This window comes from Cryobacterium sp. CG_9.6 (assembly GCF_029893365.1).
Lineage (GTDB): Bacteria > Actinomycetota > Actinomycetes > Actinomycetales > Microbacteriaceae > Cryobacterium.
Map to the genome: position 1 here is coordinate 1,450,273 of NZ_JARXUZ010000001.1, position 23,590 is coordinate 1,473,862.

22 protein-coding genes are annotated in these 23,590 nt (G+C 64.0%); 12 read left to right on the forward strand and 10 right to left on the reverse strand.

Translation table 11 applies throughout. The features are described from left to right. Nucleotides 1–58: 58 nt before the first annotated feature. Nucleotides 59–622 (reverse strand): hypothetical protein, encoded by a 564-nt coding sequence (locus H4V99_RS06550; protein WP_280676618.1) that lies wholly within the window; start codon nucleotides 620–622, stop codon nucleotides 59–61. A 130-nt stretch (nucleotides 623–752) separates the two neighbouring features. Between H4V99_RS06550 and H4V99_RS06555 the strand changes: the two genes are divergently transcribed. Further along, nucleotides 753–1,361: a TetR/AcrR family transcriptional regulator gene (locus H4V99_RS06555; RefSeq protein WP_280676619.1), complete on the forward strand. Its 609-nt coding sequence runs from the start codon at nucleotides 753–755 to the stop codon at nucleotides 1,359–1,361. On the opposite strand, the gene H4V99_RS06560 is transcribed toward H4V99_RS06555, so the two are convergent. The 7 genes from H4V99_RS06560 to H4V99_RS06590 form a co-directional block, all read right to left on the reverse strand. Then, nucleotides 1,358–2,875, reverse strand: coding sequence for an NADH-quinone oxidoreductase subunit C (locus H4V99_RS06560; RefSeq protein ID WP_280676620.1), 1,518 nt, complete (start codon nucleotides 2,873–2,875; stop codon nucleotides 1,358–1,360). The genes H4V99_RS06555 and H4V99_RS06560 overlap by 4 nt on opposite strands. After that, complete coding sequence (locus tag H4V99_RS06565; RefSeq protein ID WP_280676623.1) at nucleotides 2,875–4,323, reverse strand: proton-conducting transporter membrane subunit; 1,449 nt, start codon at nucleotides 4,321–4,323, stop codon at nucleotides 2,875–2,877. Before H4V99_RS06565 ends, H4V99_RS06560 begins: the two co-directional genes overlap by 1 nt. Then, complete coding sequence (locus H4V99_RS06570) at nucleotides 4,323–4,982, reverse strand: hypothetical protein (protein ID WP_280676625.1); 660 nt, start codon at nucleotides 4,980–4,982, stop codon at nucleotides 4,323–4,325. Before H4V99_RS06570 ends, H4V99_RS06565 begins: the two co-directional genes overlap by 1 nt. Nucleotides 4,983–4,988: 6 nt before the next feature. Next, complete coding sequence (locus H4V99_RS06575) at nucleotides 4,989–5,936, reverse strand: NADH-quinone oxidoreductase subunit H (protein WP_280676627.1); 948 nt, start codon at nucleotides 5,934–5,936, stop codon at nucleotides 4,989–4,991. Then, entirely contained in the window at nucleotides 5,933–7,951 is a 2,019-nt protein-coding gene (locus H4V99_RS06580; protein WP_280676629.1) for a proton-conducting transporter membrane subunit, read from the reverse strand. Before H4V99_RS06580 ends, H4V99_RS06575 begins: the two co-directional genes overlap by 4 nt. Then, complete coding sequence (locus H4V99_RS06585) at nucleotides 7,948–8,433, reverse strand: oxidoreductase (protein WP_280676631.1); 486 nt, start codon at nucleotides 8,431–8,433, stop codon at nucleotides 7,948–7,950. Before H4V99_RS06585 ends, H4V99_RS06580 begins: the two co-directional genes overlap by 4 nt. Before the next feature lie 107 nt (nucleotides 8,434–8,540). After that, nucleotides 8,541–9,017, reverse strand: a complete 477-nt coding sequence (locus H4V99_RS06590) for an Lrp/AsnC family transcriptional regulator (RefSeq protein ID WP_280676633.1) — start codon at nucleotides 9,015–9,017, stop codon at nucleotides 8,541–8,543. A 131-nt stretch (nucleotides 9,018–9,148) separates the two neighbouring features. On the opposite strand from H4V99_RS06590, the gene pdhA reads away from it, so the two are divergent. From pdhA to H4V99_RS06615, 5 genes are all read left to right on the forward strand, one after another. Next, entirely contained in the window at nucleotides 9,149–10,264 is a 1,116-nt protein-coding gene (gene pdhA / locus H4V99_RS06595) for a pyruvate dehydrogenase (acetyl-transferring) E1 component subunit alpha (protein WP_280676635.1), read from the forward strand. A gap of 2 nt (nucleotides 10,265–10,266) precedes the next feature. Then, complete coding sequence (locus H4V99_RS06600; RefSeq protein WP_280679992.1) at nucleotides 10,267–11,286, forward strand: alpha-ketoacid dehydrogenase subunit beta; 1,020 nt, start codon at nucleotides 10,267–10,269, stop codon at nucleotides 11,284–11,286. Nucleotides 11,287–11,288: 2 nt separating this feature from the next. Further along, nucleotides 11,289–12,677, forward strand: a complete 1,389-nt coding sequence (locus tag H4V99_RS06605; protein WP_280679994.1) for a dihydrolipoamide acetyltransferase family protein — start codon at nucleotides 11,289–11,291, stop codon at nucleotides 12,675–12,677. A gap of 43 nt (nucleotides 12,678–12,720) precedes the next feature. Further along, nucleotides 12,721–13,383 (forward strand): VOC family protein, encoded by a 663-nt coding sequence (locus tag H4V99_RS06610; RefSeq protein ID WP_280676637.1) that lies wholly within the window; start codon nucleotides 12,721–12,723, stop codon nucleotides 13,381–13,383. A 143-nt stretch (nucleotides 13,384–13,526) separates the two neighbouring features. Beyond that, entirely contained in the window at nucleotides 13,527–14,156 is a 630-nt protein-coding gene (locus H4V99_RS06615; protein WP_280676638.1) for a LysE/ArgO family amino acid transporter, read from the forward strand. Here the strand turns inward: H4V99_RS06615 and H4V99_RS06620 are convergent. Continuing rightward, entirely contained in the window at nucleotides 14,150–14,776 is a 627-nt protein-coding gene (locus H4V99_RS06620; protein WP_280676640.1) for a TetR/AcrR family transcriptional regulator, read from the reverse strand. The two genes, H4V99_RS06615 and H4V99_RS06620, sit on opposite strands and share 7 nt — an antisense overlap. Before the next feature lie 134 nt (nucleotides 14,777–14,910). Here H4V99_RS06620 and H4V99_RS06625 point away from each other — a divergent pair, with 134 nt between their 5' ends. Genes H4V99_RS06625 through H4V99_RS06645 form a run of 5 tightly spaced genes read left to right on the forward strand, consistent with a single transcriptional unit; the run spans nucleotide 14,911 to nucleotide 21,140 of the window. After that, nucleotides 14,911–16,518: a carboxyl transferase domain-containing protein gene (locus H4V99_RS06625; protein WP_280679996.1), complete on the forward strand. Its 1,608-nt coding sequence runs from the start codon at nucleotides 14,911–14,913 to the stop codon at nucleotides 16,516–16,518. 8 nt (nucleotides 16,519–16,526) lie between these two features. Next, complete coding sequence (locus H4V99_RS06630; protein WP_280676642.1) at nucleotides 16,527–18,623, forward strand: biotin carboxylase N-terminal domain-containing protein; 2,097 nt, start codon at nucleotides 16,527–16,529, stop codon at nucleotides 18,621–18,623. Next, nucleotides 18,620–19,786 (forward strand): acyl-CoA dehydrogenase family protein, encoded by a 1,167-nt coding sequence (locus H4V99_RS06635; RefSeq protein WP_280676644.1) that lies wholly within the window; start codon nucleotides 18,620–18,622, stop codon nucleotides 19,784–19,786. The genes H4V99_RS06630 and H4V99_RS06635 overlap by 4 nt, the downstream gene beginning before the upstream one ends. A gap of 50 nt (nucleotides 19,787–19,836) precedes the next feature. Further along, nucleotides 19,837–20,322 (forward strand): MaoC family dehydratase, encoded by a 486-nt coding sequence (locus H4V99_RS06640; RefSeq protein ID WP_280676646.1) that lies wholly within the window; start codon nucleotides 19,837–19,839, stop codon nucleotides 20,320–20,322. Then, nucleotides 20,319–21,140, forward strand: coding sequence for a CoA ester lyase (locus H4V99_RS06645; protein WP_280676648.1), 822 nt, complete (start codon nucleotides 20,319–20,321; stop codon nucleotides 21,138–21,140). Before H4V99_RS06640 ends, H4V99_RS06645 begins: the two co-directional genes overlap by 4 nt. Here the strand turns inward: H4V99_RS06645 and H4V99_RS06650 are convergent. Then, complete coding sequence (locus H4V99_RS06650; RefSeq protein WP_280676650.1) at nucleotides 21,106–21,612, reverse strand: glutathione peroxidase; 507 nt, start codon at nucleotides 21,610–21,612, stop codon at nucleotides 21,106–21,108. The genes H4V99_RS06645 and H4V99_RS06650 overlap by 35 nt on opposite strands. A 284-nt stretch (nucleotides 21,613–21,896) precedes the next feature. Between H4V99_RS06650 and H4V99_RS06655 the strand changes: the two genes are divergently transcribed. Further along, a complete protein-coding gene (locus H4V99_RS06655) occupies nucleotides 21,897–23,582 on the forward strand; it encodes a ribonuclease J (protein WP_280676651.1) in 1,686 nt (561 codons plus the stop codon). The last annotated feature ends 8 nt before the right edge of the window (nucleotides 23,583–23,590 follow it).

A 23,590-nucleotide genomic window follows, 5' to 3' on the forward strand; every position in this document is an offset into this window, starting at 1 on the left:
CCATCGGTTCCTGACCGCCGATCCCCGACTTATCGGCGTCCCTGCGCGGGGGAGCGTCCTAGACGGTTACCGCAGAGTCCTGCCAGTCGTACTTGCGGAACGCCCTGTCGACTGGCGTCTGTGCCAGGTGATTGGTGTAGTTCGACATCACCTTCTGCGAGAGTCCGAGAACAACCTCCAGAATCTGGCGCTTCGTATAACCAGCCGCGAGGAAGTCCGCAACGGCGACCTCATCCACATTGCCTCGCTCGCGAACCATGCTCAACGTGAACGTGCGCAGGGCTTCCAGACGTGCCGTCGGCAACGGCGTGCGATCACGAAGAGCATCGGAGATGGCATCGTCCACCTTCATGGCCTTGGAGATACCGGTGTGAGCAGGAACACAGTAGTGGCAGGAGTGCTCAACGTTGATCGTTTGCCACACAACCGTAATCTCATCCTTGTCGAAGCTGGAATTGAGGAACAGCTCGTGGAGCACACGGTAGCCCTCGAGCAGTCCGGGAGCCTCGGCCATCACCGCGTGCAGTCCGGGAATCATGCCATTCTGCTTTTTGGACTGAGCAAGTAATTCCCGGCTGTCCTCGGGTGCAGTCGTTTCATCGTGCAGCTGAAAATCTGTCATGGTGAGCTCCGATTCAGTCGTGGCGGCCGACGTGAGTGCCTTCCGCTTTCAGTACCGAACGGTACCATAATAGCTTGTGAATCTGTACCGAACGGTATCAAAGCGGTGTGCAGATGCCTAGACTAGCGATATGAGCACTCACGTCACTGCCGCGATCGGACGGCCGAGACTGTTCGATGAGAACGCCGTGCTCGACCGACTGACGACCCTCTTCTGGCAGCAGGGGTATGGCCGCACATCCCTCGCGGATATCGTGCGCACGAGCGGAGTACAGAAGCCGAGCCTGTACAGAACCTTCGGCACCAAGGAAGAACTCTTCGCCACGGTGCTGCGCCGCTACCTCGCGGCTCGCATCCACATGTTTGCCGAAATGGTTGAGAGCGCAGGCCCGGGAATCACCGGCGTGCAGACATTCTTGAATCTCTTTGAAGCCGACGCGGTCTCCGAACACGGCCGGAACGGATGTCTGCTGGTCATGGCCTCGAACGAACTACGCGGCAGTCTGTCGGACTACGATTTTTCGGCCGATTACCGACGAGCAATGACAGACGTGATTGCCCCGCTCTTCGCGTGGGCGCTTCCGATCGGTGGTCCCGAATTGGTGTCCGCCCGAATAGATCTCGTGACCACCTACCTGCTAGGCATGCAGGTGATCCTGCGCTCGGACGCGACGCCGCTGGAAATTCACCGCTACGTCAGTGCCCTCCGCGTCATCGTCGGTGCACCGGTGCCTCTTTAGAGGTCGTTACCCGCGTACGACTGATTGAAGCTCTTGTTGGCGAGCGGAAAGTCGGGAACGATCGTCTCGGACAGCGCCACGGGAAGCGACGGCCAGTTGAAGAATGACGGATCGACGACCTTCACCCGACTGAGCGTTCCGTCGGCTCCCAGCTCAACCCGGTGCGAAATGGTACCCCGCCACCCCTCCACAAGAGAGAATCCGGCTCCTTCTGTGGTGGGATCGGCGATAGTGCCGCTTCCCGTGTTCTGGCCGAGACGAGCGCACAGCTCCACCAGAACGGCAATGGAGACGGAGAATTCTCGTGCCCGCACACGGTAGCGGGCGAGCACGTCTCCGCCCTCCTCCGTCACCACGTGAAAGACCTCGCCGAGGTTGATAAACGGGTGGTCACGACGGGCATCCGTGTCAACACCGGAAGCGCGCGCAACGTAACCGAGCGTGCCGATCATTTCGGCTTGCGTCAGCGGCAGCGTTGCGGTCCCCGTGAATCGACCTCGAACAATGGCGTGACTGAGAGTAACCGCGACAAGTTCTTCCACGGCCGCGTGAATACGTTGCAGCTCGTCCGTGGAGGGAAGCGAGCGAATCCGAGCCCCACCCACGGTGATGGCACCACGCAGATAGCGATGTCCCGTCATGGTGTTGTTCATGCGCAAGAGCTGCTCCCGGAGCGCCTGAGCGTGGGCATCCACAATGCTGAACCCCACATCGTTTGCCAGCGAACCCAGGTCCGTGACGTGGTTATAGATACGTTCCATTTCAAGCAGCAGCGCACGCACCATTCGATCGTGCTCCGACACCTCGATTCCTGCGGCGTCTTCCACAGCCATCGCGAATGCGAGCGAGTGACCCACCACGGTATCGCCGGTGATCTGCTCAGCCAAAGCAATGCCCGCTGCGGGACGAAGCCCCTCGAAGAGTTTCTCCACACCGCGATGCAGGTACCACTGCCGAGCCTCCATGCGCACAATGGTCTCGCCCACCACAGAGAACCGAAAGTGACCGGGCTCGATAATGCCCGCGTGAATCGGACCCACAGCGATCTCATAGACGCCGGGCCCCTCAACCTCAACGAACGGGAACGACTCCACATCGGGTTCGAATTCGGGCACGACCGCAGCACTGCGCAGCATGGGATACCACCCACGCGGCCAGTGACCGTGACGCACCAGGCGGTGAGGCTGCGGGTGATCACGAGGTTCGACACCATACAGGTCACGAATCTCGCGCTCGAAATTACCCGCCGACAAGGACAAGAGGGCCAGGCTCGGAATCCAGGCATCATCCCGCGGAACAGCGAGCGACAGCTCCACCCGCACGCCGGGCCTCGCGAAGGCATAGATCACCCGAAACTGATCGTCGTCTTCATGGCACGCCATGAGAACAAGGCGGTGTCCCTCACTCAGAAGAGCGGATGCCGCGTCGCGGACCTCCTCGCGCGTCACGATTCGCAGCACCGCGGGTTCGGTCCTGCCAGTAGGTTCGGTGTGGCCGGTGGGTTCGGTGTGCATCAGTTTGTCCCTCCCAGAACGGCGGTGGCCTGCAGCAGGAGCGTGCCCACGGGTTCGGCAATAAACGCCATGGATGCCGTCGCCACCAGCGCCAGAATGATCGGCAGCCGAGGACCGTGCGCCGAACGGTCCGCCACAAAGGGTTCGGACTCAGGGGGAGACCCCATGGTCATGCCCACGGTCAGTCGCGTGAGCGCCGCAAAAATCACCAGGAGCAGCACGAGAGCAGCGCCGACAACACCACCCATCCCCACGGACCAGCCCGCCGTGATGATCCCGACCTCCGCAAAGAAGATGCTGAACGGAGGGAACCCAATGAGAGCACTCATCGCGATGAGCCAGGGTATGGCCATTCCCGGTCGGCGAGCGAGCAGATGTTTGACATCAGCAATAACCGGCGTCCCTTCAACCGCAAGAATGCGACCGGAGATCACGAAGAGCGTCGCCTTGATGAGACCGTGGGCGAGGATGTAGAGCAGCACCGCCGGCAAGGCCGCCGGACCGATGGCAACACCGATGGCCATAAGGCCCATGTGTTCGATGCTGGAGTAGGCCAGCATCCGCTTGTAATCGCGCTGTCGGATGAGCAGCGACGCCGCCACGAGAAGCGAGAGCAGTCCGCCAATACTGAGCATGACACGCAAGAAGTCCGGACCGATGACGGCGTTGGTGATGGTTTGAATGCGCAGGATGGCGTAGAGCGCAACGGAGAGGAGCACCCCCGACATGAGGCCCGACACCGGAGCCGGTGCTTGGCTGTGGGCATCGGGTAACCAGCTGTGCATGGGAGCCAGACCCGACTTGGTGGCAAAACCGAGCACGGCGAGAGCGCCGCCGGCCGTGACGAGTGCGGGGTCGAGACCCAGGCCGCTCTGGCTCAGCACGAGCCACGACAGGGTGGGAGTGTCGGTATCAATCGAAGCCGCATAGATGAGCACGATTCCAAGCAGAGCAATAGCCACACCTACGGAGCCGAGGATGACGTATTTCCACGCCGCCTCGAGGGATCGCCGACTGCGGTGGTGCCCCACGAGAAACGCGGTGGCAATGGTCGTGGCTTCAATGGCTGCCCACATGAGACCGATGCTGTCCGCGAGCACAGCGAGGGACATCGCGGCTAGAAAGAGGGAGAGCAGAGCGCCGTAGGAACCGGCGGTGCGACCACGACTCGCGGCCACGCTGCTGATGCCACCCCAGGTGGAGACGAGGCCGACCGCACCGACCACGGCGAGCATGTAGGAGGAAAGCGCATCGGCGCGAAGTAGATCGCTGAGGCTGGTGGCACCACCACGCTCAAGTGCCGGGCCGATAAGCAGCAGGCCGGACACAAGCACCGCGGCACTCGACGCCACGGGGGAGTAGCGCCGCAACTGTGCGGAATCGATCGTGAGGCTGAGCACAGCCAGGATCACGGGGATGGCGAGAGGCGTTAAGAGGGCGAATTCCATTAGTCGTGCAACTCTCTCAACTGATCAACGTCGGTTCCACCGAACTTGTTACGCATGCGGCCGGTAAAGACGTGCAGGATGAGCACGACGAGGAGAACGTCGAGGGACACCCCGAACTCCAACAGCAACGGAACCCCGCCGCTGGTGAGAAAAGCGACCGTCGCGATGCCGTTATCGAGCAGCAGAAAACCAATGAGCTGCGACCGGGCGCGACGACGGGTGATGAGCAGCAGAAATCCGGTGAGGATCATGGCCAGACCAATGGGCGCGGCGTTGGACGCGACGCTGGTCCCGAGCCCGATGAGCTGACTGACGACGACGTAACTCAAGATCGTGAGCAGAGTGACGGTGAGCAGAGCCGCGGTGGGGTTCAGCCGCGGCGACTCCTCGATGGTGCGGATCGTGGCCTTTGATTGGTGTGCCAGCACCCAGGGCAGGAGGACGCCCTTCGTCGCGAGAATGAGCACGGAGACGAGCAGGAGTTCGGCCTCACCCTCCTCCGCACCCATGACGGCAATCAGAGCAGCCAGAGCCACTCCCTGAGCGGCGAGAAGGCGGATGGACGCGAGCAGCGAATGCCGCCACACCATGAGTGCGCTGGTGAGCAGCAGGGTTCCGGTACAGAGCCCGACCAGTTGGGTATACAGCGTTTCAGTCATGGAGTCCTAAGCGACCAGGTAAGAGGCGGTCACGGCGAGGAAAGCGAGGGCGAACGAACCGGCAAGCAGCTCGGGAACCTGGAACAGCCGCACCTTGGCGAGGAAGACCTCACCGACAGCGAGCACCACGCCGAGCAGCAGCACCTTCACTCCGATGGTGACGACGCCGATCAGAAGTGCGAGGAGGGAGAAGTCGGTGACCACACCCCACGGTGCGACGAGGTTGGCGACAAGGCCAAGCAGGGCAGCGAGTTTGAGCCAGGAGCCCAACTCCAGCCACGCGAGGTCACGACCAGAACTCTCGATCACCATGGCTTCGTGCAGCATGGTGAGCTCAAGATGAGTGCCGGGGTTGTCAACGGGTAACCGGTTGGTTTCGGCCATGATTGCGATAGCCAGCGCCACGATGGCGAGCACACTCACCGGCGAAATGATGATCTCCGGAGTGTCGAGCCTCGTCTGCACAATGAGCGAGAGCGTAGATGTGCCGGCGGGAATCGAGAGGGCATAGACCGAGAGCAGGAAGGTGGGTTCCACCAGCGCCGCAACCGTCATGTGCCGGCTCGAACCCATGCCGCCGAACGCGGTTCCGCCGTCGAGTCCCACAAGAGCGAGCGCCACGACACCAATAAGCATCACGGAAACGATCACGAACAGGTCGCTGGGAATGAGCGCGAACGGAATGGTGCCCACCAGCGGCAGCAGAACGCACAGCAGCAGGCTCGATACGAGGAGCGCAACAGGCCCGGCCCACAGCATCCAGCTGCTGTCCTGTGCGCGCACGGGATCCTTGCGCAACAGTTTGCGCACATCACGCCACGGCTGCCAGATTCCGGCACCCACCCGCCCGGAGACCCTCGCCCGCACCTGACGCATCACGCCAACGAGCAGGGGAGCGAGAAAGACGAACAGCACGACCTGCACGAGCGCGATGATGATCGCTGACCAATTCACAGGGACACCACAATCAGCACGATCAGAAAGGCAACGAACGAATAGGTGAGGTAACGGTGAATACTGCCGTTAGCGGCGTGACGTGCCACGATTCCGTACCGCTGCAACAGGTTGAGCACCGGACGATACAGCCGCGTCTCGATCACATCGGAGACGCGCTGCTCGATCTTCACCCGCTCCACGAGATAGCGGGATTCACCAACGTGGGTGACCTGCACGTCCCGAGAGGGTTTCAGGACGTCGTCAAAGACCCGCACGAGCGGTTCGGCGTACGACGTGGCCGTGTACTGCATGCGCGGCCGAGCACGCGAACCACCGCCACCCCACGGGAGAGCGTTGATGCGTTCCGGATGCTTGCGCGCCGACACGACGGTCGCAATCAGAATGGGGATCAACACGAGCGCCGACAGCACCACGAGCATCACCGGGTCGAGCACCGCGTCAATACCGGGCAGGGCCACGCCACCGAGGCCCACGGGAACGGCTGCCCGCGCGGTTTCGTCACCGAGAGTCCCCGCAACGACGGCCGCCACGGGACCGGGGATCAAGCCCAGAGCCAGAACCCCGAGCGCCCCCAGCAGGAGCGAGAACCGCATGAGCGGGGGAACCTCACGGGCCAACGCCGCGGCGCTGGAGCGCGGACGCGCCAGAAAAGCGATGCCATAGGCCTTCACAAATGTGAGCAGAGCCAGACCCGCCGTCAGAGCGATCACGGCCACCGCGAGAGGCATGGCAACGGATGCCGCCACCGACACCACCTCGCCGTCCAGTCGGCCACCGTGAATCAACGACTGCAACAGCATCCACTCAGCCACGAAACCGCTGGTCACCGGAATGGCTGCCGCACCGAGGCTCGCAATACCAAACGAGAGCGCGGTGAGGGGCATGCGGGATCCGAGACCACCAAGCTGATCGAGGCTGCGTTGGCCGGTGGCGTGAATGATGGCACCGGCACCCAGGAAGAGCGTGGCCTTGAACACGGCGTGGCTCACGGCGAGGAGCAGGGCGGCGATGAGGGCGGCATCCGCTGCAGCAGTGGCGTCATAGGACCGCAGCAGCACCGACGCACCCAGACCCAGAAAGACGAGGCCCATGTTCTCGGTTGTGGAGTACGCGAGCAGCACCTTGAGATCGCTCGAGACCGACGCCTGCAAAATGCCGTAGAGAGCGGATGCCCCGCCGAGCACCATGATGAGGATGCCCCACCAGGGTGGTGCCTCCGGTAACAGGCGCACCAACACGAGCAGGGCGCCATACACGCCGATCTTCACCATGGCACCGCTCATGGCAGCGGACACGTGGCTCGGAGCCTCGGGAAGAACCCGGGGAACCCAGACATGCAGCGGCACGAGTTCGGCCTTGCCGCCAAAGCCCAGCAGAAAGAGTACGAAGGCGAGGTTAGCGGCCCAGGAACCGGACTCAATGGTGGCCATGGTGGCGAAGCTGGTGCCGCCCGTGGCCGCCGCCATCACCGCGAACCCGGCGAGCACGAGGAAGAAGCTCAGCTGCGACATGGCGGAATACCAGATTCCGGCGGAGGCAACCGTCACCCGGGACGCATGATCGGCCATGAGCAGCACGGTGGAACCGAGGGTCATGATTTCCCAGGCGAGCAGGAAGGAGACCGAGTCGGTGGCCGCCGGGACGAGCTGCATGCCCACCAGAAAGATGGGGAGAGCGGCCCAGGCCGTGCGTGACGTGGCCGGGCCGTTGGCCGAGCTGATGCCGTAGATCGAGACCAGCAGGCCTACGAAGGAGACGATCACCATGAACAGGCCGCCGAGGCGGTCGGGCGCGAGAATGAGCGCGTCCATGGGGAGCGCAACGGGAATGCGGATGCCGCCGGTGGCGCCGGTCATGGCCAGTGCTCCGGTGGCTAGTCCGGACAGGGCCAGCAGGGTGCTGAGCGTGCCGGTTGCCCGGGCACGCCACGCGGGGGTGACGGTGAGGGCGGTGATCACGGCGAGTGACGCCAACACGAGTTGCAGGATGAGGCCTGCCCCGAGCGTCGTCATCGGCCGGTCATTCGACGCAGGGCCAGCACGATGTCCTGGGGCGCGGGCGGACTGCCCGGAACGGCAATGTCCACGTGCACGAAGTCCGAGACGGGCCCCGCCATGCCGTGGCCGTGCGCAAAGATGCCACCGGTGAGAGCGCAATCACCCACCGCAATGACAAAGCGGGGAGTGGGCGTGGCCTCGATCGTGCGCAGCAGGGGTTCCGCCATGTTGCGGGTGACACCACCCGTAATCACCAGCACGTCCGCATGGCGAGGTGACGGGGTGAGCCGCACACCGTAGCGTTCCACGTCATAGACGGGACCGAAGGCAGCGGATACCTCGGGCGGGCAATCATTGCAGCCGCCGGCGTTGATGAATCGAACCTGGATGCTGCCACCGAAGACCTCGGCACCGGGAAACAGGTCGGGGGCGGCGGGAGCCGGTTCGGCAATGCGACCGCTACGCCGAATGAGGGTGGCAAGCCGGAGGATGCTCAACTCAGCTCCTGAGAATCAGACATGTTCACGAAGCGAAGCCTTCCGAAAATCCATAAACTTCATTACTTCTTTATATAACAATATGAAGGATTTAGCAAATAGATTTATCAGGAGGAACGTTGCTCGGCTCGCTCCAAGAGCGGTGCCACCCGGAACGGAATGACCTCACCCATGGCCAGCGACGTTTCGGTGCGCTCCACGCCCTCCACGGCGAGAATTGTGCCGTCGATGCGAAAGAGATCGTCGGCATCCGTGCACACCACACGCACGAGCAGGTCCGACTGCCCGCTCATGCCGTGGGCCTGCACGATCTCGGGAATCTGGGCGAGTTCCGCCACGATCTGCGCGAGGCGTTTCTGCTGCACGTGCACCTCGATGAAGGCGGTCAGTGGGTAGCCGAGGGCGATGGGATTCACCCGGCGGTCAAAGCTGAGAAACGTATTGGACTCCTCAAGTTTTGCCATTCGGGCCTGCACGGTGTTGCGAGAGAGGCCGAGCTTCTGGGCGAGAGCGACGAACGTGCTGCGGGGTTCCTCCGAGAGTGCACGGAGCAGGAGCGTGTCCGTCTGGTCAAGAGTGTGCATAACGCAAAACCTAACAGGTTCACAGATTGCGGAATAGAGCAGAATGCTCAATTTTTTTCGACGTGGTTGTGCTCTTTGCGACATCAGCTTACGATTCAATCAACTTTAGCAGCGACGCTAGGAGCGGCCCAGTGGTTGAATCATCCCCCGAATTCGTGCAACTTCTGACCCCCGACGGGGTGAGGGTGAGCAACCCCGATCTTGACCCGTGGGTCACCGACCTCGGGGGTGAGCAGCTGGCCGCTCTGTACGAAGACATGATCGTGGTGCGCCGCATCGACACCGAGGCCACCGCCCTGCAACGACAGGGTGAACTTGGCCTCTGGCCGCCGCTTCTGGGGCAGGAAGCCGCGCAGATCGGCTCATCCCGGGCCACCCGCGAGGACGACTTCATCTTTCCCAGTTACCGTGAAAACGCGGTGGCCTACGTACGCGGAGTTCCCTTCGCCGACATCGTGCGTGTATGGCGCGGAAACGCCCAGTCCGGGTGGGACCCGTACCAGCACCAACTGGCGGCACCCAACATCATCATCGGCGCCCAAACCCTGCACGCCGTGGGCTGGGCCGTGGGAGCCAAACATGACGGCGTTGATTCCGTCGCAATGACGTACTTCGGTGACGGCGCCACCAGTGAGGGTGATGTGAACGAGGCGATGGTCTTCGCCGCCAGCTTCCAGGCACCGGTCGTCTTCTTCTGCCAAAACAACCACTGGGCCATCTCCGAACCGGTGGGCCTGCAAGCCGTGCGCAGCATCGCCGACCGCGCACCGGGCTTTGGAATTCCGAGTCTGCGCGTGGACGGCAACGACGTCATCGCGGTGATCGCCGCCACCCGCATCGCCCTCGACCGCGCCCGACGCGGCGACGGTCCCACGTTCATTGAGGCCGTGACCTACCGCATGGGCCCGCACACCACCGCCGATGACCCCACCCGGTATCGGGATAAGGCCGAGCTGGAGGCGTGGAAGCTGCGGGACCCGATCCTGCGGCTCAAGCGACTGCTCGACTCGCTCGGACTGCTCACACCGGAACTCGAGGCTCGAACCCAAGCGAAGGCCGACGAGGTGGCCGCGGAACTGCGGGAGGGCTGCATCACCATGCCGGATCCGGAACCACTCACCGTCTTTGACAACGTGTACGCCACACCGCAGGGCACACTCGACCGGGAACGCGCCCAGTACGCCGCCTATCTGTCGAGCTTTGAGGGCACCAGCACCAGCACCAGCAACACGGAGGGACGCTCATGACCATGACGACACCCGGAGCAGCGGTGACACCCCTGACGCCCGACACCACCACAAAAACACTCACCCTGGCCAAGGCGATCAACGCCGGCCTGCACCGAGCACTCACCGATGACCCCCGAGTCGTGCTTCTCGGAGAAGACATTGGCGCCCTCGGCGGCGTGTTTCGCGTCACCAGTGATCTGCTCGCCGAATTCGGTCATCGCCGCGTCATTGACACACCGCTGGCCGAATCCGGAATCATCGGCATGGCGGTGGGCCTCGCGTACCGCGGCTACCGCCCGGTTGCCGAGATCCAGTTTGACGGCTTCATCTACCCGGGCTTCGACCAGATCGTCAGCCAGGTTGCCAAGTTGCACTACCGCACCCAGGGGGCCGTCAAGATGCCCATCACCATTCGGGTACCGTTCGGCGGTGGCATCGGCGCAGCCGAACACCACTCCGAGTCACCCGAGGCATACTTCACGCACACCTCCGGGCTGCGTGTGATCGCCGTCTCCAACCCCCAGGACGCATACAGCCTCATTCGGCAGGCCATCGCGAGCGATGACCCGGTGCTGTACTTCGAACCCAAGCGTCGCTACCACGTGAAGGGAGAGGTGGTGCCGGAGCTCGGTATCTCCATGGAGCGCGCCACCATCGTGGCACCGGGCACCGACGTCACGCTCGTGACTTACGGCCCGCTCGTTCCCACCGCGAGGGACGCCGCGCTCGCCGCGGCAGACGAGGGCATATCGATCGAGGTCATCGACCTCCGGTCGCTGTCACCCGTGGACTACCCCACGCTGGAGGCATCCGTTCGTAAAACGGGACGACTGGTCGTTACGCACGAAGCCAACCGCACGGGCGGAATCGGTGGGGAGATCATTGCGAGCCTCACCGAGAGCTGCTTCAACTACCTGGAATCCGCACCGGTTCGCGTGACCGGCTTCGACATTCCCTACCCGGCCGCGAAGCTCGAGAGTCACCACCTCCCGGACCTGGACCGTATTCTTGACGGCATCGACACGGTGATGGGACGGTGACCATGCTCAAGATCTTCAAACTGCCCGACCTCGGTGAGGGGCTGACCGAGTCCGAGATTGTGGCCTGGTACATTTCGCCCGGCGACACCGTGTCGCTCAACCAGCACATTGCCGACGTGGAGACCGCCAAGGCCGTGGTGGAGCTACCCTCGCCGTTCAGCGGTGTGGTGAGTGAGCTGCACCAGCCCGCCGGCGTGGTGGTGCACGTGGGCGAGCCCATTGTGTCGTTCACCGTAGCGGATGCTGCCGGTGCGGCAAGTGGGTCGACGAAGGCTCCCGAAGCTTCAGTTGTTCCCGCCGAGGAGCGCGAAGCGAACCTGGTGGGATACGGTCCGGCCGTGGAACGTGGCGGACGACCGGCTCGCCGAACGCGGCCCGGCACCGCTGCGAGCAGCACCGCCGTGACGACACAGCCACCTGCGCCCCCAGTAACGCGAACCCTGGTCGTACCGGCGAGCGAAATCACTGTCACGAGCGAACGACCCCGGTCCACTCCGCCGGTGCGCGCCCTCGCCCGTGATCTGGGAGTGAACCTCGAGACCGTCACGGGTACCGGGCCTGGCGGCCTGATCACCCGGGACGATGTTCGCACTGCCCTGGATGGTGCCGTGCTGGACGGTGCTGTTCTGGCCAGCACAGCTCCGGAGAGTGCAACGCCGGTTGGGGCGGGCGCGCTCGCCGGAGCATCCGCTCGGGAAACCCGTACACCGATTAAGAGCATTCGCAAACTGACCGCCGCTGCCATGGTGTCCAGCGCCTTCACGGCGCCACATGTGACCGAGTTTCTCACCATTGACGTGACCCCCACCATGGAGCTTCTCGACTCGCTCAAGACCAACCGGGCATTCGCGGACCAGCGCATCTCGATCCTCACCGTGGTGGCCAAAGCCGTGTGCATCGCCATCACGCGTAACCCGGCCGTCAACACCAAATGGGACGAGGCAGCCGGCGAGATCGTACAGTTCGGCTACGTGAACCTCGGTATCGCGGCAGCGACTCCGCGCGGACTGATGGTGCCCAACATCAAGGACGCCGACACCCTCGGACTTACCGCACTCGCGGCAGCGCTCGCCGAGCTCACCACGGCGGCTCGCGGCGGCACGACAACACCGGCGGCGCTCGGCGGTGGCACCATCTCGATCACCAACATCGGGGTCTTCGGCATCGACGCCGGAACGCCCATTCTGAACCCGGGCGAGGCTGCGATTCTGGCCATGGGAGCCATCCGCACCACACCGTGGGAGTACCACGGCCAGGTGGCACTGCGTCAGGTGCTCACCCTGAGCCTGTCGTTTGATCACCGTCTGGTTGACGGTGAACAGGGCTCGAGATTCCTCGCAGATATCGGCACCATTCTGGCCAACCCGGCCATGGTTATCACCATGGTCTAGACGCTCCCTTGACCGGCGGGTGTCGGCGGACCACAGTGGAGTCATGAATGCGAGCACCGGACTCCTGGCCCCCTTCACCACCGCCCATGCCCTGCAGCAGAGCGCCTTCGTGCACTTCGACGGCGCTCTGCACGCCTCCTTTGGCACCGCCGACTTCACCTCGGCGGTTGCGCTGGTGGTGGCCATGGGCCGAGAAGCGGATGCGATGAATCACCACCCTGACGTGCGCCTCGGCTACGGCAGCGTCGACGTGGTGCTCACCTCACACGATGCCGGTGGGGTCACCGCCCGTGACGTCACACTGGCCACCCGCATCGACGAACTGGCCGAGCAACAGGGAGCCACGGTGGCCACACTGCAGCCCACCCGCTGCGACATTGCCATTGACTGCATCGATGCCGACGCCATTCGCCCGTTCTGGGCGGCCGCCCTGGACTACGAGGAGGTCACGAGCGACGACGGAATCGAACTGGTCGATCCGCGCGGCAGAGACCCGAAGGTGTGGTTCCAACACATGGAGATCTCTCGGGCCGGTCGCAATCGCATCCACCTGGATATCTACGTGCCCACGGACGACGCCGAAGACCGGGTGCAAACGATTGTCGAGGCCGGAGGAACCCTGCTCACCGACGAACACGCACCCGACTGGTGGGTGCTCGCCGACGTGGAGGGGAACGAACTCTGCGTCTGCACCTCCGCCTTCTGAGCCTGAGTGCTCTCTGCGTCCCCCTCTCGCTGGTCGAGCAGGCGCCGTCTACGGCGCGGTCGAGACCTCGTGCGCCAACCCTCTGACTCTCACCACCTCGCCCGGCGTCGTGCAGGCGCCCAAACACCCTCTAACGTTGATCCGTGACCCCTGCCACGACCCTCGTTCCCGCACTCCTCGGCCTGGTGACCGGATTGACGCTCATCATCGCCATCGGAGCCCAAAATGCGTTCGTGCTGCGGCTCGGAATCGAAGGTCGCAACCGCCTCATCGCCCCGGTCGTGGCCATCTGCGCACTATCCGACGCCCTGCTCATCTTCGCCGGAGTGCTCGGCCTCGGTGCACTCATTGCCGCCGCCCCAGTGGCCCTGATCGTCATCCGCGTGCTCGGCTCCGCCTTCCTGATCGGTTATGCACTGTGGGCGGCTCGTCGTGCCCTTCGTCCCGGCGTCCTCGTGGTGACGGGACCCGCGATCGCGACCGGCCTGCGCGTAGCCGTCACCACCGTGCTGGCGCTCACCTGGCTGAACCCGCACGTGTACCTCGACACCGTGCTCTTTCTCGGCGCCGTAGCTACTCAGCAGGGTCCGACCGAACGCTGGTGGTGGGCGGGAGGAGCCATGATCGCCAGCGTCGTGTGGTTTTCCGCCCTCGGGTTCGGAGCCCGCCTGCTCCGCCCCTACTTCGCCCGCCCCAGTGCGTGGCGCATACTCGACGCCGTGATTGCCGTGGTCATGCTCGCCCTCGGCATCCGCTTAGCCCTCGGTTACTGAGCAGAGTCTCTCGGTGTCACCGAGGAAAGACCGAGAGCCGCAATGGCCATTTCTTCGAGGAGAGTGCGCACGTCGCTCTGGGACGACGAGCGAGCGCTGTGCGGAGTGGAGTTGAGCAGTCCAAAGGTGGCATGCGCTCGAATGCGAAGCAGAGCCTCGCTCACCTCGGGGTGCACCCGGCGCAGCACACTGACCCACAGCTCCACGTAGCTGCGCTGGAGGGCACGGACCCGGTGTCGGTCCTCCGCGGCCAGGCTGTCAAGGTCGCGGTCCTGCACCCGAATGACATCAGGGTTCGACAGGGCGAAGTTGATGTGGAACCGCACGAGGTCACCGAGGGCGGCCGAGGCATCCGCTGTCTGGTCGACTACGGTGGAGCCGCCGGCCACGAGATCCTCGCTGACACCCACGAGGAGTGCGCTGAGCACGGCCTGCTTGCCGCTGAAATGCCGGTACACGGCCGGACCGCTGATGCCCACCGCGGCTCCCAGATCTTCCAGGGATGCCCCGTTGAAACCCGAGCGGGCAAAGAGCGTTGCCGCGGCCTCGAGCAGAGCCTCACGGCGGTCGGCCTTGGCCTGGCTGCGCGGCGTGGGGGGAGACTCGACCGATGCACTCATCTGTTCTCCCGGGGCTCTCTGTGCGGTGTGCGGAACTAGACATTTCAGTTAATAGTGACTAACCTGAATTTCAGTTAGTGCACACTAACTGTACTTGACTCCGGTTCATTCCGGGTCATAACGGGAAGATGTCGATGGAGACACTCACGAGTCAGCTCGACTCCACGCACCAGGCGTTTCAGGCGAATGATGCTGACCAGCGCGCCCTCGTCGCCGACCTGAAGGAACGACTGGCCCGCGCCGCCCGCGGTGGCCCGGAAAAGTCCCGGCAGCGCCACCTCGCCCGCGGCAAGCTCTTGCCCCGCGAACGCATTGACCAACTGCTGGATACCGGCAGTCCCTTTCTGGAGATTGCCCCGCTAGCCGGAACCGGCCTGTACAACGACGACAGCCCGGGAGCCGGTGTCATCGCCGGCATTGGACTCGTGCACGGACGTTTCGTTCTGGTGATCTCCAACGATGCCACCGTCAAAGGCGGCACCTACTATCCGATGACGGTGAAGAAGCACCTGCGGGCCCAGGAGATTGCCCTCGAAAACCGGCTGCCGTGCATCTACCTCGTCGACTCCGGCGGAGCCTTCCTGCCGATGCAGGACGAGGTGTTTCCCGACCGCGACCACTTCGGCCGGATCTTCTTCAATCAGGCCCGCATGTCGGCAGCCAAGATTCCGCAAATTGCCTCCGTCATGGGCTCGTGCACCGCGGGCGGCGCCTACGTACCAGCCATGAGCGACGAGACCGTGATCGTGCGCAACCAGGGCACCATCTTTTTGGGTGGTCCGCCGCTCGTGAAGGCAGCAATCGGTGAAATTGTCACGGCCGAGGAACTGGGCGGCGGTGATCTCCATGCCCGTACCTCCGGCGTCACCGATCATCTCGCCGAAAACGACGAGCACGCCCTCCAGATCGTTCGCGACATCGTGTCGACCCTGCCCCGGCCCGCAGCAGCGCCCTGGACGGTGATCCCGACGATCGACCCGGTGGCCGACGAGAGCGAACTTTACGGAGCGGTTCCCACCGATGTGCAGGGTCAGTATGACGTGCACGAAGTCATTGCGCGGCTCGTTGACGGTAGCGAATTTCACGAGTTCAAGAAGGACTACGGCACGACCCTCATCACCGGTTTCGCGCACCTGCACGGACACCCGGTGGGTATCGTCGCCAACAACGGCGTGCTGTTCTCCGAATCGGCACTCAAGGGTGCGCACTTCATCGAACTCTGCGACCAGCGCGGGATTCCCCTGGTGTTTCTGCAGAACATCTCCGGCTTTATGGTGGGCCGGGACTACGAAGCCGGCGGAATCGCGAAGAACGGCGCCAAAATGGTGACCGCCGTGGCCACGGCCCGCGTACCCAAGCTCACCGTCGTCATCGGCGGTTCGTTCGGAGCCGGCAACTATTCCATGTGCGGCCGAGCCTACTCGCCGCGTTTTCTGTGGATGTGGCCGGGAAGCCGCATCTCCGTGATGGGCGGTGCTCAGGCATCGGCCGTGCTCGCCACGGTGAAGCGTGAGCAGATTGAGGGCGCCGGCGACGAGTGGTCGGCCGACGCCGAAGCCACCTTCAAGGCACCTATCCTCGACACCTACGAGCGGCAGGGCAGCCCGTATTACTCCACCGCACGCCTGTGGGACGACGGCGTCATCGACCCCGCCGACACCCGCACGGTACTGGGCCTGGCCCTGTCCGTGTGTGCCACCGCGCCCCTCGGCGAATCCGCCTTCGGCCTCTTCCGGATGTGAGGGACAACATGACAGCGACCCATGCCACCACTTTCTTCGACACCGTTCTCGTTGCCAACCGCGGTGAGATCGCCTGCCGCATCATTCGCACCCTGCGCGCTCAGGGCATCCGCTCCATTGCCGTGTACAGCGACGCCGACCGCAACGCGCGTCATGTGTCGCTCGCGGATGCCGCCGTGCGCCTCGGTGGCCCGGCTCCCGCCGACAGCTACCTCAACGTTCACGCCGTTCTCGATGCCGCTGCCCAGACCGGTGCTCAGGCCATCCACCCGGGGTATGGATTTCTGAGCGAGAACGAGTCTTTCGCCCGGTTGTGCGCCGACGCCGGCATTGTGTTCATTGGACCCAGCGTGCACGCGCTCACCATGATGGGCGACAAGATCCGCTCGAAGAACCACGTGGCCGGGTACGGAGTACCCACCATTCCCGGCATCGCCGAACCGGGTCTCAGCAACGCCCAACTCATCGAAGCGGCCGCCTCCGTGGGCTATCCGATGCTGATCAAGCCCTCGGCGGGCGGCGGCGGCAAGGGAATGCACGTGGTCGAACGCGAGGAAGACCTCGCGGAGACCCTCGAGACGGCCAGACGAGTGGCGCTCGGTGCCTTCGGTGACGACACCCTGCTCATCGAACGCCTCATCGCCACCCCGCGGCACATTGAGGTACAGGTGTTGGCCGACAACTACGGCGCCACCATCCACCTGGGCGAGCGCGAGTGTTCCCTGCAGCGCCGCCACCAGAAGGTGATCGAGGAGGCGCCGTCTCCGCTCCTGGATGAGGCCACCCGGGCGCGCATCGGCGAAGCGGCCTGCGCCGCCGCCCGCAGCGTGGGCTACACCGGTGCCGGCACCGTGGAGTTTCTGGTTTCCGACGCCGCGCCCGGTGAATTCTTCTTTATGGAGATGAACACCCGGCTTCAGGTGGAGCACCCGGTTACCGAGATGGTGACCGGCATTGACCTGGTGGACTGGCAGGTGCGCATTGCCGCGGGGGAGCCCCTCACCCTCCTGCAGTCCGACGTTCACCTGACCGGCCATGCGATTGAGGCGCGTTTGTATGCCGAAAACCCCGAGCGTGGTTTTCTGCCCACGACGGGTACCGTGCTGCGACTGCAGGAGGCGCAGGGCGAGGGCATCCGCGTGGACAGTTCGCTCGTGGACGGGCTCGACATCGCCTCGCACTACGACCCGATGCTCGCCAAGGTAATCGCGTGGGCGCCCACCCGCCTCGGCGCCCTCACCCGGCTCGATCAGGCGCTGGGCGACACCGTCGTTCTCGGAGTGCACACCAATATTGAATACCTGCGACTGCTGCTGCAGGACCCGGACGTGCGCGCCGGACACCTCGACACCGGTCTGATCGAACGCCGGCTGCCCACCCTCGCCTTTCGCGGTGCCGACGATCACCTTCTCGCCGCGGCCGCACTGTTTCTGCACCAGCGCGCACTGGAGGAGTCCACGGTCGCCGACGCGAACGGTGTGTGGGCCCGCCCCACCGGGTGGCGACTGGGCGAGCCGCGCGCCAGCCGGTACTGCCTGGGGGTGTCGGCGACCGAGTCGGTAGACGTGTGGGTTCTGGGGATGCCAAGTGCGGCATCCGTCACCGTGGATAGGGGCGTGGGTACGGGTACGCCGGTTGCGGCCGGTATCCGGGTGACCGGCGACGGAAGCGTGAGCGCCGACTACCGGGGCATGACCCGCGTCTACGAGGTTGCGCATCGCGGCACAACAGCAGGCGGTGCGGAGCTGTATCTCGGCGCCGCGGGCTTCTCCCTCTCGCTCCGGCATCGCTCACGCGCCGAGCAACTGGCCGAACACCTGCTTGCCCGCGATCGGGTGCCGGGAACGATGAGCCCCGATGTGCGCTCGCCGATGCCCGGAACGGTCATTACGGTGAACGCCGCGAGTGGTGATGCGGTCGAAGCCGGCCAGACACTGCTCGTGGTGGAAGCCATGAAAATGGAGCACAAACTCGTGGCTCAAACCGAAGGGCGGGTCACCATCAACGTTGGCGTCGGCGCCCTCGTGAAGCTCGACCAGATCGTTGCCACCGTCACACCAGAGCCAAGTCCAGACAATACGACAGACAAGGGAGCTACACAATGAGCTACGAACTCACCCCCGAATACCAGGCCCTGAGCAACACGGTGCGCGACTTTGCCGACACCGTCGTGGCCCCCGCCGCCTACGAGTACGACACGAAGCGCAGCCTGCCCTACGGCATCATTGCGCAGATGGGCGACATGGGCCTGTTCGGTCTGCCCTTCCCCGTGGAGTACGGCGGCCAGGGCAAGGACTACTTTGCGCTCTGCCTCGCGGTGGAGCAGCTCGCCCGAGCCGACCAGAGCATCGCCGTCACACTCGAAGCCGGCGTGGGCCTCGGGATCATGCCTGTGTATCGCAGTGGCACCGAGGCGCAGAAGGAAGAGTGGGTTCCGCGCCTGGCCAGTGGCTCGGCGCTCGCCGCATTTGGTCTCACCGAAGCGGATGCCGGTTCCGACGCCGCGGGCACCAAGACCACCGCTGAACTCACGGGCGGCGAGTGGGTGATCAACGGCACCAAACAGTTCATCACCAACTCCGGTTCCGAGATCACGCGCCTCGTCACCGTGACGGCGGTCACGGGACAGTCCACCCGCGTCGACGGCTCGATCAAAAAGGAACTCACCGCCATTCTCGTGCCCACCCCCACGCCCGGGTTCACGGCGCTGCCGCCCTATGACAAGGTGGGCTGGCACACGTCCGACACGCATCCGCTGGTGTTCGACAACGTGCGTGTACCCGAAGCCAACCTGCTCGGCGAGCGTGGCCGTGGCTTCGCTAACTTTGTGCAGACGCTTGACGAGGGCCGCATTGCCTTTGCCGCACTCTGCACCGGAGCTGCCCAGGGCTGCCTCGAGGAGTCCATCCGCTACGCGAACAGCCGCAATGTGTTCGGCCGTTCCATCGGCTCCAATCAGCACATCGCGTTCAAAATTGCCCGGATGCAGGCCCGCGTGCACACCGCTCGCCTGGCCTACTACGACGCGGCCCTCAAAATGATCAACGGCAAGCCGTTCAAGATGGAGGCCTCCATCGCCAAGATGGTGGGCAGCGAAGCGGCCATGGACAATGCCCGCGACGCGACACAGATCTTCGGTGGTTACGGCTTCATGAACGAGAATCTGGTGGCACGCCACTATCGTGATTCGAAGGTGCTCGAACTGGGCGAGGGCACCACCGAGGTGCAGCTCATGGTCATTTCCCGGGCACTCGGCTTCGCGGGCTGAGCCAGCGCCCGCACACACCAGCCGTTACACGCCGAAGGGGCGAGAACCACATGAAAGACGACCGACCAAACATCGAACAGCGCGGGCTGTTCTTCGAGGAATTCGATCTCACCGTGCGCTACCTGCACCGCCCGGGTCGCACCGCAACCGAGGCCGACAATGTCATGTTCACCACCATGACCATGAATACGCAGGGTTTGCACCTGGATGCGGCCTGGGCAGCGACCCAGCCTTTTGGCGAGCGACTGATGAACTCCATGTGGACGTTGTCGACGCTGGTGGGGGCATCTGTGTCTCAGCTCACCCAGGGCACCATCGTGGCCAATCTCGGCTTCAGTGAGGTCACCTTTCCGCACCCCTTGCATCACGGCGACACGCTGTACGCCGAAACCGTGGTCACGAGCAAGCGGATGTCGGTCTCACGCCCCGGGCAGGGCATCATCACGCTCACCCATACCGGGCGCAATCAGTACCGGGACGTGGTTGCCACCGCAGTGCGCACGGTCATGGTGTGGTGCAAGGACGCGGCGCCGTGACGTTTGAGCTCGGCCCGGCCCTGCTCTTTTGCCCGGCGGACCGCCCCGAACGCTTCGATAAGGCTGCCGAACGCGCCGATGCGGTCATCATCGATCTGGAAGACGCCGTCTCGCCGGCGAATCGCGAGGAGGCGCGGGCGGCTCTCGTGCAGCATCCGCTGGACCCCGAGCGCACCATCGTGCGCGTCAACCCCGTGGGGTCAGCCGAGTGTGCCCGTGACCTGGTTGCCCTGGCCGCAACCGACTACCGCTTCGTGATGGCGGCGAAGGCCGAATCCGCCGCACAGATGACCGAGTTGGCGGCCTACGAGGTGATTGCGCTGTGTGAAACGGCCGCCGGCGTGCAGGGGGCCGCTCTGCTCGCCGCCGCCCCCAACGTCGTCGCGCTCATGTGGGGCGCTGAGGACCTCATCGCCTCGCTCGGCGGAACATCCAGCCGCGATGTGGCGGGGCGCTACCGCGAGGTGGCTCGGCACGCGCGCAACACGGTACTCATCGCGGCCGGTGCCGCCGGAGTGGCGGCCATCGATTCCGTCTACCTCGACATTCCCGACACCGACGGTCTCGGTCTGGAGGCCGCCGATGCCGTGGCCAGTGGGTTCCGGGCAACGGCCTGCATCCACCCGAGTCAGGTGAGCGTCATTCGCGCGGCGTACGAGCCCACAGCGGATGCCGTGGCGCACGCCCACGCGCTTCTGGCGGCAGCCGCGACCGAGCGTGGTGTCTTCCAGTTCGGTGGCCGCATGATCGATGAACCCGTGCTGCGGCACGCCCAGGCGGTGCTTACGCGGTGGGCTGCGTCGCGAGACTCTTCTTGATGGCGTCCACAATCTCGGTTGACTGCGGTTCCACCGTGGACGCGAAACGGTCAACGATCTTTCCGTCGCCGTTCACCAGAAACTTTTCGAAGTTCCACTTCACCAGACCCGGAAGGATGCCGCGCTTGAACTTGGTCAGCTCCGTGAAAAGCGGATGCTGGTCCTTGCCACGCACATCGATCTTGCTGGTCATCGGGAACGTCACGCCGTAGGTGAGGCCGCAGAAGGAGGCAATGTCATCCTCGTTGCCCGGTTCCTGACCCATGAACTGATTGCTCGGCATGCCCAGAATGACGAGGCCGTCGGTTGCGTACTGGGCGTAGAGCGCCTCCAGTCCGGCATACTGCGGGGTGAAGCCGCACTTCGACGCCACGTTCACCACCAGCACGGTCTTCCCGCGGAATTCGCCGAACGTTGTCGGGGTGCCATCGATAAGGGTGAGGGGGATCTCATACAGCGAGGAAGTGTCCATTCCTTGATCGTATCGCCGCAGGCTCCGTGACACCTGCGAGGCCGCCGCAAGCCCAAAGTCGATGTTCGTGGCGTCTCGATGACTCGGTGTTTCCCTCGTCCCGGTACACTGGAAAAGCTAGTGGCACAACGCACCTCACTGGTGCCCGCCATTTTTTGTGACTCAGGCCAGGCATCCGGTTGAACTTCATGCGACTTACATCGTTGGTTCCCCGGTGAAAAACCCTGTACTCCTGTGTCTCCTCAAGCTGAGACCTGCATCACCGTACAAGAGAAAAGAGTTTCATGAGTACCCACGACCTTGATCTGTCGGCCCCGCCCGTTCTGCCCAAGCGCGGCCTGCGCATCATCCCCCTGGGAGGACTGGGCGAAATCGGTCGCAACATGACCGTTTTCGAGCACAAGGGAAAGCTGCTCATCATTGACTGCGGCGTTCTCTTCCCCGAGGACAACCAGCCCGGCATCAACGTGATTCTGCCCGACTTCAGCATTCTGCGCGACCGCCTGCAGGACATTGAAGCAATCGTGCTGACCCACGGACACGAAGACCACATCGGCGCGGTGCCGTACCTGCTCAAGGAACGCGGTGACATCCCCGTCATCGGCGCCAAGCTCACCCTCGCCTTCCTCGCGGCCAAGCTGCAGGAACACCGCCTGAGCCAGAACTTCATCGAGGTGAAGGAAGGCGAACGTCGCACCGTCGGCGTGTTCGACCTGGAATTCATCGCCGTGAACCACTCCATCCCCGACGGGCTCGCAATTGCGTTGCGCACCGAGGCCGGTCTTCTGCTGCACACCGGTGACTTCAAGATGGACCAGTTCCCCCTCGACAAGCGCCTCACCGACCTGGGTGCGTTCGCGCGTCTGGCCGAAGAGGGCGTCGATCTGTTCCTCACCGACTCCACCAACGCCGAGGTTCCGGGCTTCACCACGGCCGAGAAGGACATCGGACCGGCCATCGACACCGTGTTCCGCACGTCTCCGCGACGCATCATCGTGTCGAGCTTCGCGAGCCACGTGCACCGCATTCAGCAGGTCATTGACGCCGCCGTGAAGCACAACCGCAAGGTTGCCTTTGTGGGTCGCTCCATGGTTCGTAACATGGGCATTGCCACGGAGCTGGGCTACCTCAACGTTCCCAAGGGCCTGATCGTGGACATGAAGGCACTCGAGCGGATGAAGGACGACAAGGTCGTTCTCATCTGCACCGGTTCGCAGGGTGAGCCCATGGCGGCCCTGTCGCGCATGGCCAACCGTGAGCACATCATCAAGATCGGCGAGGGCGACACCGTTCTGCTCGCGAGCTCGCTGATCCCGGGTAACGAGAACTCGATCTACCGGGTCATCAACGGACTCACCCGCTGGGGCGCCAACGTTGTGCACAAGGGCAACGCCAAGGTGCACGTCTCCGGTCACGCCAGTGCCGGCGAACTCGTCTACTGCTACAACATCGTCAAGCCCACCAACGTGATGCCCGTGCACGGTGAATGGCGTCACCTCAAGGCCAACGCCGAGCTCGCGGTGCAGACCGGTGTTGAAGAAGACCGCGTTCTCATCGTGGAAGACGGCGTTGTCGTCGACCTCGTCGATGGTCGCGCGTCGATCACCGGCCGTGTTGTGGCCGACTACGTCTTCGTGGACGGCATGACCGTCGGTGGCGCCTCCGAGGCCGCCATGGAAGATCGCCGTCGCCTCGCCGAAGACGGCACCATCACCATTCTGGGAATTCTGAACGCCAAGACCGGCCTGCTCTCCGAGCCCGTCGAATTCCTCGCTCGTGGCTTTGTGCACGACGACGAGTGGGTTCGCGGCGCCACCAAGGTCATCGACGAAGCGATGAAGGTTGCCAACCGGGTGAAGACCGTCAACGGTGCCGAGCTCGAAGACCTCTTCACCACATCGGTGAGCCGTTGGATGAACCGCAAGTACCGTCGCAGCCCGCTGATCACGTCCGTGGTCGTCGACGCCTAGTCGCCTCC

Coding starts and splice junctions, on each gene's coding strand:
- H4V99_RS06625 (WP_280679996.1), top strand. CDS start 14,911: ATGGAGACACTCACGAGTCAGCTCGACTCCACGCACCAGGCGTTTCAG.
- H4V99_RS06610 (WP_280676637.1), top strand. CDS start 12,721: ATGAATGCGAGCACCGGACTCCTGGCCCCCTTCACCACCGCCCATGCC.
- H4V99_RS06640 (WP_280676646.1), top strand. CDS start 19,837: ATGAAAGACGACCGACCAAACATCGAACAGCGCGGGCTGTTCTTCGAG.
- H4V99_RS06590 (WP_280676633.1), bottom strand. CDS start 9,017: ATGCACACTCTTGACCAGACGGACACGCTCCTGCTCCGTGCACTCTCG.
- H4V99_RS06650 (WP_280676650.1), bottom strand. CDS start 21,612: ATGGACACTTCCTCGCTGTATGAGATCCCCCTCACCCTTATCGATGGC.
- H4V99_RS06560 (WP_280676620.1), bottom strand. CDS start 2,875: ATGCACACCGAACCCACCGGCCACACCGAACCTACTGGCAGGACCGAA.
- H4V99_RS06565 (WP_280676623.1), bottom strand. CDS start 4,323: ATGGAATTCGCCCTCTTAACGCCTCTCGCCATCCCCGTGATCCTGGCT.
- H4V99_RS06620 (WP_280676640.1), bottom strand. CDS start 14,776: ATGAGTGCATCGGTCGAGTCTCCCCCCACGCCGCGCAGCCAGGCCAAG.
- H4V99_RS06655 (WP_280676651.1), top strand. CDS start 21,897: ATGAGTACCCACGACCTTGATCTGTCGGCCCCGCCCGTTCTGCCCAAG.
- H4V99_RS06635 (WP_280676644.1), top strand. CDS start 18,620: ATGAGCTACGAACTCACCCCCGAATACCAGGCCCTGAGCAACACGGTG.
- H4V99_RS06600 (WP_280679992.1), top strand. CDS start 10,267: ATGACGACACCCGGAGCAGCGGTGACACCCCTGACGCCCGACACCACC.
- H4V99_RS06555 (WP_280676619.1), top strand. CDS start 753: ATGAGCACTCACGTCACTGCCGCGATCGGACGGCCGAGACTGTTCGAT.
- H4V99_RS06550 (WP_280676618.1), bottom strand. CDS start 622: ATGACAGATTTTCAGCTGCACGATGAAACGACTGCACCCGAGGACAGC.
- H4V99_RS06570 (WP_280676625.1), bottom strand. CDS start 4,982: ATGACTGAAACGCTGTATACCCAACTGGTCGGGCTCTGTACCGGAACC.
- H4V99_RS06605 (WP_280679994.1), top strand. CDS start 11,289: ATGCTCAAGATCTTCAAACTGCCCGACCTCGGTGAGGGGCTGACCGAG.
- H4V99_RS06580 (WP_280676629.1), bottom strand. CDS start 7,951: ATGACGACGCTCGGGGCAGGCCTCATCCTGCAACTCGTGTTGGCGTCA.
- H4V99_RS06630 (WP_280676642.1), top strand. CDS start 16,527: ATGACAGCGACCCATGCCACCACTTTCTTCGACACCGTTCTCGTTGCC.